At 50.3% G+C, this 15987-nt stretch carries 11 protein-coding genes; 4 read left to right on the plus strand and 7 right to left on the minus strand.

Going from position 1 to position 15987, the window contains the following annotated elements:
• Nucleotides 1–179: 179 nt before the first annotated feature.
• The 3 genes from ACO0LM_RS02715 to ACO0LM_RS02725 all read right to left on the minus strand — a co-directional run bounded on the left by ACO0LM_RS02715 (nt 180) and on the right by ACO0LM_RS02725 (nt 4196).
• A complete protein-coding gene (locus tag ACO0LM_RS02715; protein ID WP_423034114.1) occupies nt 180–659 on the minus strand; it encodes a DUF1870 family protein in 480 nt (159 codons plus the stop codon).
• Nucleotides 660–711: 52 nt separating this feature from the next.
• Nucleotides 712–3390, minus strand: a complete 2679-nt coding sequence (locus tag ACO0LM_RS02720) for a polysaccharide deacetylase family protein (protein ID WP_423034116.1) — start codon at nt 3388–3390, stop codon at nt 712–714.
• A 113-nt stretch (nt 3391–3503) separates the two neighbouring features.
• Nucleotides 3504–4196, minus strand: coding sequence for a DNA alkylation repair protein (locus tag ACO0LM_RS02725; protein ID WP_423034118.1), 693 nt, complete (start codon nt 4194–4196; stop codon nt 3504–3506).
• Nucleotides 4197–4405: 209 nt separating this feature from the next.
• On the opposite strand from ACO0LM_RS02725, the gene ACO0LM_RS02730 reads away from it, so the two are divergent.
• Genes ACO0LM_RS02730 through ACO0LM_RS02740 form a run of 3 tightly spaced genes read left to right on the plus strand, consistent with a single transcriptional unit; the run spans nt 4406 to nt 8331 of the window.
• Nucleotides 4406–6475, plus strand: coding sequence for a ferritin-like domain-containing protein (locus tag ACO0LM_RS02730; RefSeq protein ID WP_423034120.1), 2070 nt, complete (start codon nt 4406–4408; stop codon nt 6473–6475).
• A 12-nt stretch (nt 6476–6487) separates the two neighbouring features.
• On the plus strand, nt 6488–7444 hold the full coding sequence (locus tag ACO0LM_RS02735) for a DUF692 domain-containing protein (RefSeq protein ID WP_423034122.1): 957 nt from the start codon (nt 6488–6490) through the stop codon (nt 7442–7444).
• Complete coding sequence (locus ACO0LM_RS02740; RefSeq protein WP_423034124.1) at nt 7441–8331, plus strand: putative DNA-binding domain-containing protein; 891 nt, start codon at nt 7441–7443, stop codon at nt 8329–8331. The genes ACO0LM_RS02735 and ACO0LM_RS02740 overlap by 4 nt, the downstream gene beginning before the upstream one ends.
• A gap of 35 nt (nt 8332–8366) precedes the next feature.
• Here the strand turns inward: ACO0LM_RS02740 and ACO0LM_RS02745 are convergent, their stop codons facing one another.
• The 4 genes from ACO0LM_RS02745 to ppsA form a co-directional block, all read right to left on the minus strand.
• On the minus strand, nt 8367–10310 hold the full coding sequence (locus ACO0LM_RS02745) for an SPFH domain-containing protein (protein ID WP_423034126.1): 1944 nt from the start codon (nt 10308–10310) through the stop codon (nt 8367–8369).
• A gap of 138 nt (nt 10311–10448) precedes the next feature.
• Nucleotides 10449–11399 carry an SPFH domain-containing protein gene (locus tag ACO0LM_RS02750; protein WP_423034128.1) on the minus strand — a complete coding sequence of 317 codons (951 nt, stop codon included), beginning with the start codon at nt 11397–11399 and terminating at the stop codon, nt 10449–10451.
• 76 nt (nt 11400–11475) lie between these two features.
• Entirely contained in the window at nt 11476–11910 is a 435-nt protein-coding gene (locus tag ACO0LM_RS02755) for an NfeD family protein (protein ID WP_423034130.1), read from the minus strand.
• 331 nt (nt 11911–12241) lie between these two features.
• Complete coding sequence (ppsA, locus tag ACO0LM_RS02760; RefSeq protein WP_423034132.1) at nt 12242–14659, minus strand: phosphoenolpyruvate synthase; 2418 nt, start codon at nt 14657–14659, stop codon at nt 12242–12244.
• A gap of 475 nt (nt 14660–15134) precedes the next feature.
• Between ppsA and ppsR the strand changes: the two genes are divergently transcribed.
• Nucleotides 15135–15983: a posphoenolpyruvate synthetase regulatory kinase/phosphorylase PpsR gene (gene ppsR / locus ACO0LM_RS02765; RefSeq protein ID WP_423034134.1), complete on the plus strand. Its 849-nt coding sequence runs from the start codon at nt 15135–15137 to the stop codon at nt 15981–15983.
• Nucleotides 15984–15987 lie beyond the last annotated feature (4 nt).

Raw genomic sequence — 15987 nt, forward strand, 5'->3', positions numbered from 1 at the left:
GGGCAAGGCGCAAAGCACAGCGATAGTGAACTATCGCGAGCATTTGCAACGCAGCCATGGTCGTCGCGCAAGCGGAAGGCACTCTGTTTCAATTGTTACAGTCCACTAATGTAGTGCTACACTAGAACTCATCGCAAGGCTGCGCCACCACAGCCTTGATTCTCATTCTATTTTTGATTTTAATTTTGCGGCAGGTGTACCTGCTCGGTCGCCCATTGATTGCGCATGGAATCGCTGTCTGTACGTCGGCCCAGCCAGTTTTCATAAGCGACGGCATCAAACTGCACGATGTTGCAGTTTTCTACCGAGATCAGATGGGCAAGCACCGACTGTTGTGGCCGCCACATAATGGATTCACGATATGGCAAGGTACACCAGTCTTCAAAATTGTCATACCACACCAGCGCTATTGGTTTTTTGCTGACATCTGCGGGCATTTGCTGGTAATAGGTTTTTATTGCTGCTTGCGTCTCTGCAATTGCCTTCTTACGGCAAGCCATCAGGTAATTAATCATCGATATCACGTCTTGCGGTATCTTTTGCGCGCCCGCTTCCCAGTTGCTCCAGTTGCGTTGTGTGACACCGCCGATTAATTCTGCTGCTTCGTGCTGACTGAAATGCAGCAAACTGCGGATTGCCTTTAATGTTACACCATTCATTTTTTATCCTTTACCCAAAGTCGTGTTGCCCCTGAATGCATTCAAGGCAGCATCAGTCCAATTTTTTCAGGGCTTCTTTGACGTAATTGGCATTGGGGCTATTCGGCGACAGTTCCAGGAAACTGGTATACGCTTTTTTAGCTTTTTCGTTTTCATTCAGCATGGCTCTGGCGTCCCCCAGGTTCAGGTAGGCAATCGCACGGGATGGATCAATCTGCAAGGTATTTTCAAACCAGCGCGCTGCCTCTGCATATTTTTGCTGCTTGAAATAGACAAAGCCCAGATTGTTTGCGGCCAGGCCAAAATCAGGACGGTATTTCAAGGCCTCGGTAAACGCAGCTTCGGCCTGGGCATACTGTTTTTCCCTGTACAGTTGCAAGCCATTGTCATTCGCTCTTTGTGCCAATTGGCGCGATGGCGCATCCACCATTTTGGGTGCCGCGATTTTCTGTTCGCCACCATTCAGGTTTTTAATGACGATGGGCGCTTCACTGCCAGCTTTGACGGTTGCCCCATCAATTTTGTTGTTGAGGGCAATCGCATCAGCAGATAACTGATTGGTTTTTGCACTCAAGAACTCGCCTTCGCTATGCATTTCAAATACAAACTCGCCACCTTCAGAACCTGGCAGGCTACCAAACGCCGGGGTCTGCTGCGACATGCTGGATACCGCCGGGGCGATATAGGCGGCCAGTTCCGTCGCGGTAATCATGCCATCACCGTTCAGGTCAGCCTTGCCACTTAAGGCCTGCAGCAAAGTCCAGGTAAATACAGAATGTCCATTTGGCCCGCCATCGGCCACCAGTTGGTCGGCACCACCTGCAGTCAGCATTTGCCGGCCCATGCGACGTGCATTTTCACGCAGGAAGGCACCGCTGCCTCCGCCACGCGTCAGGCCCAGGCCGCTATAACAGGCATCCATCACAAACAGGATATGTTTGGCATTCAGGCTTTCGGCAATGTTTTGCAAATCCGTCATGGGAATGGCATCGACCGACAACTGTTCAGGATCGGAATCTACCGGGATGATATACCCCAGGTTGCGGCCAGAACTCAGCTTTCTGGTAGCACCATGTCCGGCAAAAAACACAAACACCCGGTCATCTTTCTTCAATTGCCCGTGACCCAGTTTTTCATGGAACAGGGCAAGAATATTATTCCTGGTTGCATCGCCATTCGTCAGTGTCAATACCTTGTCACCCGGGAAGCCCAGTTTGCTGACCAGCATATCGCGAATGGCATTGGCGTCCTGCACGGCATATTGCAACTTGGGCCATTTGGCATAATCATTAATGCCGATCACGATGGCCCAGCTATTTTGATAATCGGTACTGATGCTGACTTTTTCTGGTGTCGCCTTGCCGCCCTTGACGACCTTGAAATCAGCACCATCCCAGGATGCAAAGCTGTAGCCATCAGCAATCAGTTTATCCAGCACCAGAGGCAAGGCCTTGATCGTGCGCTCATGGATATCATGGAAGAGAATGATGCCACGCTGTTCTTTTTCCAGCGTACCCAGGACACGACCAGCAATAGAATTTGGCACCGGATCAGCCCAATCCAGTGAATCAATATTCCACATGACAGAGTGCAAGCCCAATCTGCCGAGGATTTGCATGCCTTCCTTGCTCTTTGCGCCGTACGGAAAGCGGAACAAGGCAGAGCGTGCAGGATCAATCGCCTTCAGCAATTTATCGGTTTGCTCAATTTCAGCATTCAGGCTGTCACCACTTTGTTTGGACAGCAAGGCATGGCTGAAGCTGTGATTGGCCAGCACATGGCCTGCGCTCAGCAATCTTCTACTGGTTTCGGCATTTTTATTCAGCAGCTCTTTGCCTTTGGCATCGATGCTGCCAACGTTTTTACCCACCTGGAAGAATACGCCGGGCACATTGTATTGCTTCAATATCGCTGCAATTTCATCGGTATAGGTGGCATGTGGGCCATCATCAAACGTCAGCACCACGGTCTTGGCTGGCAGGCCCTGACCGAAAATGTCTTTTTCTTTTTCGCTTACTGGCTCCGGTTTTTCCGGATACGGCAAGATAATGCCGTAGTCTTTGAGGATTTGTTCACGGTTATATAATTTGCGCAGTTTGGCGATGTAATCATCCCAGCGTTCGCGCTTCAACTCTATCGAGCGTGACTCAAAGCGAGAAAATATCTCTTTGAGTTCCTTGTCGTATTCCTTTTCAATCTCGCTCAAGGCATTCAAGTCATCGCTGACGCGCTTGTGCAATTTGATGGAAGGCAAGGTCTGCTCGGTAGCGATCAGCTTTTGCATCCTGACCAATACTTCCCTGAATGCCAGACGATCAGCGTCATACAGGTCTTCACCAGATTCTATATACGTCAGGATAGTGTCGAAGCTGGCTTCCCGCTGGACCGCATGGCGGGTCTTGAGCTTATCAAAATAGGTATCGAGATTATTTAACCTGACCAGGTTTTCATGAAACAGGGCTTGCCCGATGCGATTGGCTTCGTTGCGTTCTTTGGGTCCCTGCTTTTTTTCATCCGCCAGCAAGACGATGATCTTGCGGTAGGCGACCAGCAAACCATTCAAGTCATCCGGTATTTTGCTGGCATCAAAGCCATCCTTGGGGTCGACCAGTGCAGATTCAGCACTGGCGCCTCCCCCCGCTGTCTGGGTATTTTTATGAATGACAAAATAGGTGGCAATAGCCAAGCAGACTGCCACTACGGCAGACACAATAATCTTGATAGGTTTCATTGAAAAAATCGATACAACAATACAATAGGCGGACAACAAGTAAGAAACTAAGTTAGTTCGGTATCATATTGCAAATAAGGGCTTGTATGCGGACGAGAATGGGATTTTCTGCACTAAAAGCCCAGTTTTTCCAGATTTTTGGCAGCTTCACGTTGTGTCAATACCGAAAACTGCCCCTTATGCTGATCAAGAAAAGCGCGGATCATCGCCGGGTCATGCCAGGCATAATCGCGCAAAGCCCAGCCTATGGCTTTACGGATGAAGAATTCATCTTCTGCGGCCAATGCCAGTGCATACCGGCATAATCTGTCCACATCCGTCTTTTCACGCCAGCCCAGTTGATGCAACAAGGCGATACGCCTGACCCAAAAATCTTCATGCAGCAAAGCCGCGTCCATGGTTTTCTGTATTTTCCTGTCTTCAGTAAGATGCAGGCGCAACAGGTCGCCAAATACACCGGCCAGGCCATCCACACTGTCCCACCAGGATTTTTGCTGTACCAAAGCCAGCAAGGCTGGTACATCTTTCTGGCCTAAACGCCGGTAATGTTTGGCCAGGATATCCACTGCCAGATATTGGTATTCACGTTCCTTGCAGCCCCACAGGTCCGTCGCCACCACCAGGAGTTGATCAGCATCGGCTGTTTTCAATTGCCGGATGATATCTACAGATGCCTTGCGCCTGTCGGGTGCGGGAATACCCAGAAATTCAAATCGATTTTTCATATACGCACGCATTCCCTGCGCTCGCGCAGGATCAGCAAGTGGCGATAAGCTGATCCTGCATTGCCTGATGATTTCTTTCATATTAGCTGCTCCCAAAATAACGAAAAACTGTATCAGCAGGACAGGAACTGGTGGCTAAATCGGTCAATCCAGAAAGAGTATGACTTGCTCAAATAGTTCCAAGCACACATTCTTTTATGTTAAAGTCATTATGTTTTTATTCACATCTTACTGCACCAACCCGTCTGCATCTCCCTCTAATCATACCAAGCCAGCGCAGGAGCAGCCCCATGTTCGCAGCCATACCTGAAACACCGCAGCACGCCATCAAGAATCGCCCGCTCTCAGACTTTGACACCGATGCCGCTGCCGTAAGGGCGATTGCCCAGGCTACAGTCAGCGTCGAGTTATTTACGATACCGCTGTACATGAATTCCATGTATTCGATCTATGGCACGCATCAGATCAATTCCAAAGGCAATAATTATTATAAGGGCCGCCAGTGGCCGGGCATGGCTACTACAGCCAAACCCACCACCACCAATGAGCGTGCCTTCAATATCATCTTCAGCGTATTCATCCAGGAAATGCTGCATTTGCAGATGGCCGCCAATATCGCTACGGCCATTGGTGTCGCTCCCAGCTTTACTGAAAATTCAGGTCTGCAAAACACTGACCGTGGCTGGATTTGCTATGGTCCCGACAAGCACACCATACCTTGCATTGTTGATCTCAGAGACACCAACAGCTATAAGGATGTCAGGGTCAATCTGGAGTCATTGAATAAAAACCAGATTGACCTGTTTTTGGCAATCGAGCAGCCAGAAAAGCAGGCGCGCGAAGAATTGCGCCACAATGCCGATAAATATTTCCCCGATGTACCGCTGGCGAACTGGAATCCCGACAAGGGATTTGCTGACCTGCCGCTGTTCGGCACCATCGGCTATATGTATGAATGCTATGCCAGATACATCAGCATGGAATATACGGATGGTCAGACACTATGGGAAAAACTGTTTGATAACAATGCCGTACAAAAAGACATGTTCAATGTTCACAGTACGCCAAAAGAGCCCAACATAAGCCATCCAGAAAAAGAATACCCGCAATTTGACACTTTGTTCGGCCCTGACGATCTTGACGGTGGCAAGGCCGGTTCGCAAAACAAGGCCATAGACATGATGTGCGCCATTACCGATCAGGGCGAAGGTAATTCCGCAGGGATCAAACACTACCGTCGCACGCATTTACTGCGTGCCGTACAGCCTGACTATCGCGAATCCGGCGAAGCTTTGAGGCTCGATTATCCTGCGTATGACGGTAATGGCGAATTAGCGGCATCGAGAGATGCTTCCGCACGCTTCCATAGCGCGGCATTTGATCACTATGAACGCTTTCAGGATATCCAAAAAGAGATGGCGCATCCCGAAGCGAGCGCCGCGGATCATTTGCTGACGTGGGAACAATGGCATGCCGTTGCAGGCAATCAGTGGACGGCTGCCATGTTAACCAATGAGCATTACAATGCTGCGTCGGCGCCACAAAATATCCCTGCGCCTGACGAAGTTGCTGGTGCGCTGAATCGCCTGAAAAGCGAAGGCGCAAAAACCGTACAGATGTTAAGCAGCGTATCTGCGGGGGCGATTTATGGCATTACCTCGGTACTGGACGAATACTGGGCAAATAAGGAAACCAACTTCCCTTATCCGTCCATGGTCGGTTCAGGTGACCGCATGTCAATTTGCTGGGCGATCACAGGTTGCTCGCCAGATTTATCCGTCAGCGTTCCGCTACCAGACAAGAATGTTTTATACCACTCCTGTCAGGGGCTGGATTTTAACGCCAGCAAGGGATCAGAAACCGGACAGGAAGACAATCAATGCGCAGCCATTGCGGTGTATCACAGTTGCCGTGGTTCAAATGGTTGTGAAGCCCAGGGTGGCTGTGGCTTTGTCCAGGTAGACATGGTCGTTGATCCAGAAAAGAAACCAGTTCTGGGCGCAACGGCAGACCGTGGCTCACACGGTATTTGTGGCGCGCCACCAGGTCCGGCACCTACCGGCACCCTGTATAGTTCGCCTAGCGATAACCGCTGCAAGACCTATGGCGGCTGTGCCGTACCTATCTCTGCATCACAGCTGTTTCCGGTGAGTGGCACAATGACACTGTACACTTTTGATACTGAGCCACCCCATGAAGCACAATTATTGAAAAACAAGAACATCGATTTCAAACAAGGTGATGCCGTGTTTGACACGGCCTGGGCAGCGTATAGCAAGGTCATGGCGGCGCGCCATAAAAACCCGGGGGAAATGCCGAAGCCAAATGACTTACGCCTGGCTTTGCCACCTTCAACCTGATGATATATAAGCATGCCTAAGAAGTACGCTGCGCACACCATGCAGACTACGCAGACTATGCAGCCACGTCTGGGCCTGCCCAATCTGGGCCTGGGCGTTGGTCTGCGTAATACACACTTTGATCACATACTTGAACATGGTGCCGGCGTAGCCTGGTTTGAGGTGATCACAGAAAATTTCATTGATAACCATGGCTATGCGCGTCATGTGCTGGAACACATCGCGCAAACCTGCCCCATTGTCATGCATGGTGTATCGCTGTCAATAGGCAGTAGCGATGCGCTGGATTTCGACTATCTAAAAAAACTCAGGCAACTGGCAAAAGAATTACAGCCTGCCTGGGTGTCGGACCATTTATGCTGGACTGGTGCAGCAGGGATGAATACCCATGATTTACTGCCACTCCCCTTGAACGAGGCCACGCTTGAACATGTGACTGAACGTGTACGCATAGTGCAGGATTTTCTGGAGCGTCCACTGATCATGGAAAACCCCAGCACCTATGTAGAATTTGAACAGTCAAGCATGGCTGAAGATGAATTCTTAAGTCGTTTAAGCGAAAAAACCGGCTGTGGGCTACTGCTGGATGTCAATAATGTTTATGTGTCGGCCTATAACCATGGCTTTGATGCTGAACGCTATATACGCAACCTGCCTGCGGATCGCATCGTGCAGATTCATCTGGCGGGGCCAAGTCATTATGGCGACTATATGATAGATACGCATGACCAGCCAGTGCCGACACCAGTCTGGCATCTATTTGCATTGGCGCAAGCCTTGACGGGTGGCGTTTCCACGCTGCTGGAATGGGATGCCAATATCCCAGCCTACCCTGAATTGCTGGCAGAACTGGACAAGGCACGGTTGGTCATGGACGGTCATTTTCCAGACATGAAAATCAATACAGCATCTGCTACAAGCATTTCAACGCCTTTACACTTTCAGTTGGAAGAACTCAGCACCTCATGAAGCAGCCTTTACCTGATCCATCGCTATCGCAATTGCAAAACTGGTTTTTGACAGTGATGACCGCACCTGGTGGCCTGGCAAGAGGTTTATCGCTGGCACAGGAACATCTGGGCCTGGAAGAATCAGCCGTTATCAAGACCGCACCAGGCAAACAATCACGCATGCATATTTATGCCCATGGCTATATCCTGCGTTTACAGGAATGCCTGCAAGCTGACTTCCCGGTTTTACATCGCCTGATGGGCAATGATCTGTTCAATTTTTTTGCACATAACTATATCTGGCGTCATCCATCCCGCGCACCGTCTTTGTATGATCTGGGTGCTGGTTTTGCCGATTTTTTGCTGCGAAGTCAGCCCACAGGTACAGGTGGGGGAAATGCTGACGAAGCAGACCGGCTATTGCAATTTCCCATTGAAATGGCAAGGCTGGAGCGGGCATTTACCGAAGTCATACGGGCACCAGGGCTGGAACAAGACCGCAACATCAAAACCCATCATGCATTTGACTTGCTGATGGGTTCACATGCCAACATCCATATTCCGGCCTGCGTACGCCTGCTGAAAACCAGCTTTCCTTTACTAGCGTACTGGGAACAGGCCAAGCATGCGCCCCCTGACCAGGATTTGCCAGCGCCACCATATCCTGAAACCAGCTATCTGGCATTTACACGCCAGCATTACCGGGTACAGCTGATCAGTCTGCTTCCGTGGCAATATCATTTTTTACAGGCTGCGTATCACAATCCTGATCTTCATCAATGTGCATTGCAGGTATCAAAAGAAACCGGGCTGGGCATTCAGGCACTGCTGGCAGATATCTGCCTGTGGCAGCCACAAGCACAGGCACTTGGACTGCTAACAACAGAAAAGATGACCTTGATCTGATCTGACCTGATCAAGGCCACCTCTCACATAAACGCTTAACCGGCATTCATATTTGCTGTCTTGCCCTCCCCTTTATTGAGCAAGTCTTTTGCAGCCAATGCCAGGAAGGCATCCACAGCAGAGCTGCTGCCGCTGCCACCAGTCTGTATGCTCGGTACCATGGCAATATGACCTTTCTCTATGGCTTCGGCAAAGCGCAGTAAGACCGTTTGCTGGAATTGCAGTTCAGGGCCGCCATAGGCTTCTACATTCAGCTCAGTCGCTTTCGCTTGTGCTTCACCGATTTGCTGGATCTGATAAGCCTCTGCATTGGCTAAAGTACGTTTGGCATCGGCCGCACCGGATGCCACCTGGCGTGCTTCTTCCGCTGCCTTGATGGCTTTTTGCACAGCCGCACTACCCTGGTTTTCAGCGATTTTTACTGCCAGTTCAGATTCGGTAATGGCAGTCTGCTGTTTGGCTCTGGCTTCTGCTTCACGCAGGATACGCTCTTGCACTGCAGCGGTTTCCTTGGTTTTATAGGTTTCCAGTTGTTCCCTGGATACCTGACGTTCACGCAATTGCTTCAGGATCACTTCAATTTGCGTATCACCGGTCTTGGCCCGTGGGGTACCGATCAATACTTCATTCAGGGTCAGGTTATAACCTTCAAAGTTCTTGCGCATTTCAGCTTTTGCACGTTCCTGGATATCTGAACGTTCCTGCAGCAATTCAATCAGGGTCTTGCCCTGTCCTATGTTTTTGAAATAGGCAGCCACCATCGGGTCCAGGGTCTGTTCCACCAGTTTCTGGATATCACCAAACCTTTGTATCACCAGCGGTGCCATTTTGTAGTCGATGTTGACGACCACGGACAAAGGCAAGTCAGGCTCAAACGCATCTTTAGTGATCAGTGAGACTTCGCTCAGGTGTTTATCCAGTTCATGTGAACCAACCTGGCCAGATTGCCATTTCAGGATAAAGTTGGTGGTCGGTACATCGATCACCCGTTTGGCATAGGGGTTCAGGGCGTATTTACCCGGCAACAGCGGTGTCACCTGCACACCTTTTTCATCGCTGCTGACCAGTTCACCATGACGGTAAGATTCACCCGTCACGTCATTGCCAGCCTTGCCGGTGTATGACACGACGACGCCGACATAACCCACCGGCACGACACGTTTCTCGACGATTTCATAGGTGGCAAAGCGGGCGTTCAGGTAGTAGGTACCCTCGACCAGAACCTGCAACTGACGGCCTTTATAACCACCGCCTTCGATGAAGACCTCGGGGTTCTGGAAGTCGTGATGATAACTGCGGTCTTCATGCGGATCAGCCCCAACCACGGGGGCCACTATCGTGCCCTCTGGCAGCGAGCGGCCTTCGTGGGTAGTAATGACGGCCAGTTTGTCGTCGCGTATCACCAGCGGCAGGAAGCCATTGCGCTGGCGCAGTTCATCCAGCATTTCTGCCAGCTGACCAACCACCATGCCTTCAGAGCTGACATTACCGTCACCCGGCAGCGGCAAGGCATACACGCGGTCAGCAGTCAGTACGACAAATTGCGCCAGGTTGATGGCATAGGTACCTTCGCGCAAGATCTTGCGCTGCAGACCTTTTTGTCCGTCGCTGGTCAAAAAACTGCGCACATTGGTAAAGTCATTCGCCGCCTTGTTACAGGCCAGGTTTTGGGTAGGTGCCATGGCCTGGCCATCACGGGCAAACACATAGGCCAGGGTACCCTGCTGTATCGTCACCAGGTCATGTCTGTGGATAGCATATTGAAACGGGAAGAACACGTGAAAACCACCACGCAAGACTTCAGGCTGGAAACCGGCTTCGCCATTCAATGCAATAAAGCCGTGCTGGACAGAGCCACTGGCGGACCATTTTTTTTCAACGATACCGATTTTCTCATTCGAGATATAAACCAGAATATTACTGGTATACAGCAGCAGAATCAGCGCAATAACACTGCCTGCCAAAATAAATTCAAACATGAATAGCCTCTTCTTCAATAAGTTCCGATAGGTTCGGAAATGCAGCGGCGCTACTGGCACCTGGGAGGTACCTGCAGTACAGCTATGGGGGGGGTAAATCAGAGATTCAAGGAAGGCCTGTCACGCCTCCCTTTCAATTTAGACAGGTCGTCGTGGCGACTCGATGACCGCAGGTTTTTGCGACTTGACGACTTGCATGGCAGTGGCGATCAGGCCACTCATATCACCCATATTGGCCGGGACGATAATCGAGTTATTGGTTTTAGCCAGATTGGCAAACGCTGCGACATATTGCTCAGCCACTTTCAAATTGACCGCATCAGCACCACCAGGCGATTGTATCGCTGCGGCAGTCTTGCGTATGGCTTCGGCACTGGCTTCTGCAATCGATAGAATGGCAGCGGCCTGACCTTGTGCACGATTGATGGAAGCCTGTTTTTCACCTTCGGATTTGGCAATCGATGCTTCACGTTCACCGGTAGCGATATTGATCTGCTCTTGCTTGCGGCCTTCGGATGCTGCAATCAGGGCGCGCTTTTCGCGTTCAGCAGTAATCTGCGCCTGCATCGCATGCAGGATTTCTTTTGGTGGTGTCAAATCCTTGATTTCATAACGCAAGACCTTCACGCCCCAGTTGGCAGCAGATTCGTCAATCGCATTGACGATGGTGGTATTGATGTGATCGCGTTCTTCGAAGGTTTTATCCAATTCCATTTTGCCGATGACCGAACGCAAGGTGGTTTGTGCCAGTTGTGTAATCGCCGCAATATAGTTAGAAGAACCGTAGGAAGCGCGCATGGCATCGGTGATCTGGAAATACAATATCCCATCCACCTGCAATTGCGTATTGTCCCTGGTGATACATACCTGTGGCGGCACATCCAGCGGAATTTCTTTCAGGATGTGCTTGTAGGCGATGCGATCAACAAAGGGCACCACGATATTCAAACCTGGCCCCAGCGTGGCATGGTATTTACCCAAACGCTCGACCACCCAGGCGTGCTGTTGCGGCACGACATTGATGGTCTTGAAGATAAACACGATACCCAACACCAGCAAAACCAGAGCGACTGTACCTATATTTTCCATTTTCTTACCTTTATTGTTATGTAGATGATTTTTTATTTACGCTAGAAAAACTGATGAAACTGCTTTTTATTTCTTGTCAGGACGGCTTCACAAGCAAGCGGCTACCTTGTATTTCTTCAATCGTGTAAGCACCGGGATAGCCAGCCGAGTGCTGCAATTCCACATCCCACATGGCACCGCGATACATGGCACGCGCCACAAACTTGCCGTTGCCCTGGTCTTTCCATTCATTGACCTGCAGGCTTTGCCCTATGTCCATATTCACGTTGGGATCACGTGACGCGTTGCCATTTTCTTTCCAGCCATATTTGCTTTTATGCAAAGCCGCTGTGGCAAGCGAGCCGACAATTGCCACCACGATCATCTGGCCGGCAGCATTCAATTGAAGTACAGCTGCTATTGCGCCAGCGGCCAGCCCCAGGGATATCATCAACAAATAAAATGTGCCCGTGAACAATTCCAGTATCACGACCACGCCCGCCAACACTAGCCACATCATCCATCCATTCATTTTCTTATTCTCCTTATCAGTTTTTATATCACCAGTGACTCTGCTACTTTTACATTCTGTACGACAGACTTATATTTTTCATCGGTAATCGTCGTAGGAATTTACTCACAAAAAAGCCCTCGTTACCTATTCGGTAGCGAGGGCTTTCCCACGAATTTTGCTGAAGTATTGATTTTCTTTTTCTTAAGTTTCGACACGGGTAGTCTAGTCCTAATTTAAGAAAATACAAGGGTCCAGGATTATTTATGTTGCGGCGCACCAACAAGAAAAAACGGGAATGCCGCATCAGGCATTCCCGTTTTTCCGGGTAGAAACGAATGCGATGCCTGGCTTATTTAGGAACTGCAGCCAGTTTCTGCCAGGTATCGATCACGGAATCAGGATTCAGAGAAATGGATTCGATCCCCTCTTTCATCAGCCATTCGGCAAAATCAGGATGATCGGACGGCCCCTGACCACAGATGCCTACATATTTGTCCAGCTTGCGGCAGGCAGCAATGGCGCGTGACAACAAGGCGCGCACGGCAGGGTCGCGTTCGTCAAAGTCGGCAGCCAGCAATTCCATGCCGGAATCACGATCCAGGCCCAGAGTCAACTGCGTCAGGTCGTTCGAACCGATGGAGAAACCATCAAAGAATTGCAGAAATTCTTCAGCCAGTATCGCGTTCGATGGCACTTCACACATCATGATCAGGCGCAGGCCATTTTCACCACGACGCAAGCCATTTTTCGCCAGCAGATTCACGACTTTTTCTGCCTGGCCCAATGTACGGACGAAAGGCACCATGATTTCCACATTGGTCAGGCCCATGTCATTGCGCACGCGTTTCATTGCCTGGCATTCCATCTCAAAACATTCGGCAAAGTCCGGTGCCAGGTAGCGCGCTGCACCACGGAAACCCAGCATAGGATTTTCTTCATCCGGTTCATAGCGGGAACCGCCTATGAGTTTCTTGTATTCGTTGGATTTGAAGTCAGACAGGCGCACAATGACTTTCTTCGGCCAGAATGCAGCGGCAATGGTGGCGATGCCTTCTGCCAGTTTGTCGACATAGAAAGCTCTTGGAGAAGCGTGGCCACGGGCGACGGATTCCACCGCTTTTTTCAGGTCGGCATCAATATTCGGGTATTCCAGAATCGCTTTTGGATGTACGCCGATATTATTGTTGATGATGAATTCCAGACGCGCCAGGCCCACACCTTCATTCGGCACAGACTGGAAGTCAAACGCCAGTTGCGGATTGCCGACATTGAGCATGATCTTCAACGGTAGTTTGGGCAACTCGCCACGCAACTCTTCTGTGACTTCGGTTTCCAGCAAGCCATCGTAAATCTTGCCTTCATCACCTTCTGCGCAAGATACCGTGACCAGGGTGCCGTCTTTCAGCACATCGGTTGCGTCTTCACAACCTACCACCGCAGGCACACCCAGCTCACGGGCAATAATCGCTGCATGGCAGGTACGGCCACCGCGATTGGTGACGATAGCGGCAGCGCGCTTCATGACAGGTTCCCAGTTCGGGTCGGTCATGTCAGCCACCAATACGTCGCCTGGCTGCACTCTTTCCATTTCGGATGGATCATGAATGACACGCACGCGACCTGCACCAATCTTCTGACCAATCGCACGACCAGACACCAGTACCGTGCCACTGCCTTTCAGTTTGAAGCGCTGTTGTGCATCAGTCGCCTTTTGCTGGGATTTAACGGTTTCGGGACGCGCCTGCAGGATGTACAGCTTGCCGTCACGACCATCCTTGCCCCATTCTATGTCCATAGGGCGACCGTAATGCTTTTCGATGATGGTCGCGTATTTGGCCAGCTCCACCACTTCGGTATCATTCAGGGAATAACGGTTGCGCAATTCCACCGGCACGTCAACGGTCTTCACGGAACGACCGGCCTTGGCTTCACCGGTAAATTCCATCTTGATCAGCTTGGAACCGATATTGCGGCGTATCACCGGCAATTTACCCTGTTCCAGCATGGGTTTGTGTACATAGAACTCATCCGGATTCACCGCACCCTGGACCACGGTTTCACCCAGGCCATAGCTGGAAGTGATAAATACCACGTCCTTGAAACCAGATTCGGTATCTATCGTGAACATGACGCCGGCGGCACCCAGGTCCGAACGCACCATGCGCTGCACACCAGCAGACAGGGCGACTTCGGCATGGGTAAAGCCTTTATGGACGCGGTAAGAAATCGCCCTGTCGTTGTACAGCGAGGCAAACACATGCTTCATCGCTTCCAATACATTGTCGATACCGACCACGTTGAGGAAAGTTTCTTGCTGGCCGGCGAAAGAAGCATCTGGCAAATCTTCAGCAGTGGCGGAAGAACGCACGGCAAACGACATTTCTGCGCTGGAATCGGCAACCAGTTTATTGTAGAACTCTTCAATTTCCTTTTGCAGGCGTGGCTGGAAAGGTGTATCGATAATCCATTGACGAATCTCGGCACCGGCTTTTGCCAGCTCCTTGACGTCATCAATGTTCAGGTGTTCAAGGCGATCAGCAATACGCTGGGCCAAAGGCAGACCGCCGTCGATGCTATGCGCCAGGAAATCACGAAAAGCCTGTGCCGTGGTGGCAAAACCACCAGGAACCCGCACCCCGGCAGTGGCCAACTGACTGATCATTTCGCCTAATGATGCATTTTTTCCGCCGACGGATTCAACATCCGTCATGCGTAAATGCTCAAACGAGGCGACATAAGTTGCCCCGGTATTTGCTGCGTTGGACATAACAACCTCTTTTTGATGGTAAGAAATCTTTGCCCTGCAGCTTCGTCTCTGACTGTTTTTTTGTTATTCTTGAGGCGAGCTGCTAAGAACCTGTTTACGATCTTACTGCGCGGGCGCAATCGGAGTCCACGCGGGGCTCATGCGCTGCTCAAAATGCTCATGTACTAAAGTACATTCCGCTTTTTGCGCTGCGCTTTTGTTACCCTTACCCCGCTGACGCTCGCTCGCTACAGATCGTAAACACCTTCTTGGGGCGTATTGAGATGTGCTTTTTGTTGACGCGCCAGCTATGCCAAAAACACATCTCAACACGTCCTGGAACCTGCTGTTGCAGCATTTTACATTGTGTCTTGCATGAATTTCTCAAGCAAATGAGAATTTGCTGTGTTTTTTGTTTGTACTTATATAAAAAATCTTACAAAAACCGTACAAACATCTTTTATAAATATATTTAATTAACCATATCAAAATCACCATGTCAGACTCCCCCCAACCAGCAAGGCCAGCCGCCAACCGTACCGTCTTCTTTGTATCCGACGGTACTGGTATTACGGCAGAAACCTTCGGGCATTCCGTGCTGACGCAATTTGACCAGAAATTCAAGCAGGTCCGCCTGCCTTTCATTGATACGCTGGACAAAGCACATGATGCGGTCCGTCGCATCAATGACGCCTTCAATGCCGATGGCAACCGCCCCATCGTTTTTTCCACCCTGGTAAAAACCGACCTGGCTGGCGTGGTATTCAAGTCCAAGGGCCTGCATATGGACCTGATACAGACTTTTGTATCGCCGCTGGAGCAGGAACTGGGCATCAAATCCACCCATACCATAGGGCGTAGTCATAATATTGCCGATTCTGAAGAATATAAGAACCGCATTGAGGCGATCAATTTTTCCCTGGCCCATGATGATGGTCAGTCAAACAAGAATTTATCGACGGCAGATGTGATACTGGTCGGAGTTTCGCGTTCAGGCAAGACACCGACCAGCCTTTACCTGGCGATGCAATATGGCATCAAGGCAGCCAATTACCCGCTGATACCGGATGATTTTGAACGTGGCAGACTGCCTTCTGCCCTGCCTGAATTCAAGGGCAAGATATTCGGACTGAGCATTGCGCCTGAAAGACTGTCCGAAATCCGCAACGAACGCCGCCCCGGCAGCAAATATGCATCACTGGAAAATTGCCGCTATGAAGTCAATGAAGCAGAATTGATGATGAAACGCGAAGGCATACGCTGGCTGTCATCGACAACCAAGTCTATTGAAGAAATATCCACCACGATACTGCAGGAAATCAAGTCTGACATACGGGTTTATTGATGTC

The sequence above is a fragment of the Undibacterium sp. Di26W genome (genome assembly GCF_049340265.1).
Lineage (GTDB): Bacteria > Pseudomonadota > Gammaproteobacteria > Burkholderiales > Burkholderiaceae_D > Undibacterium.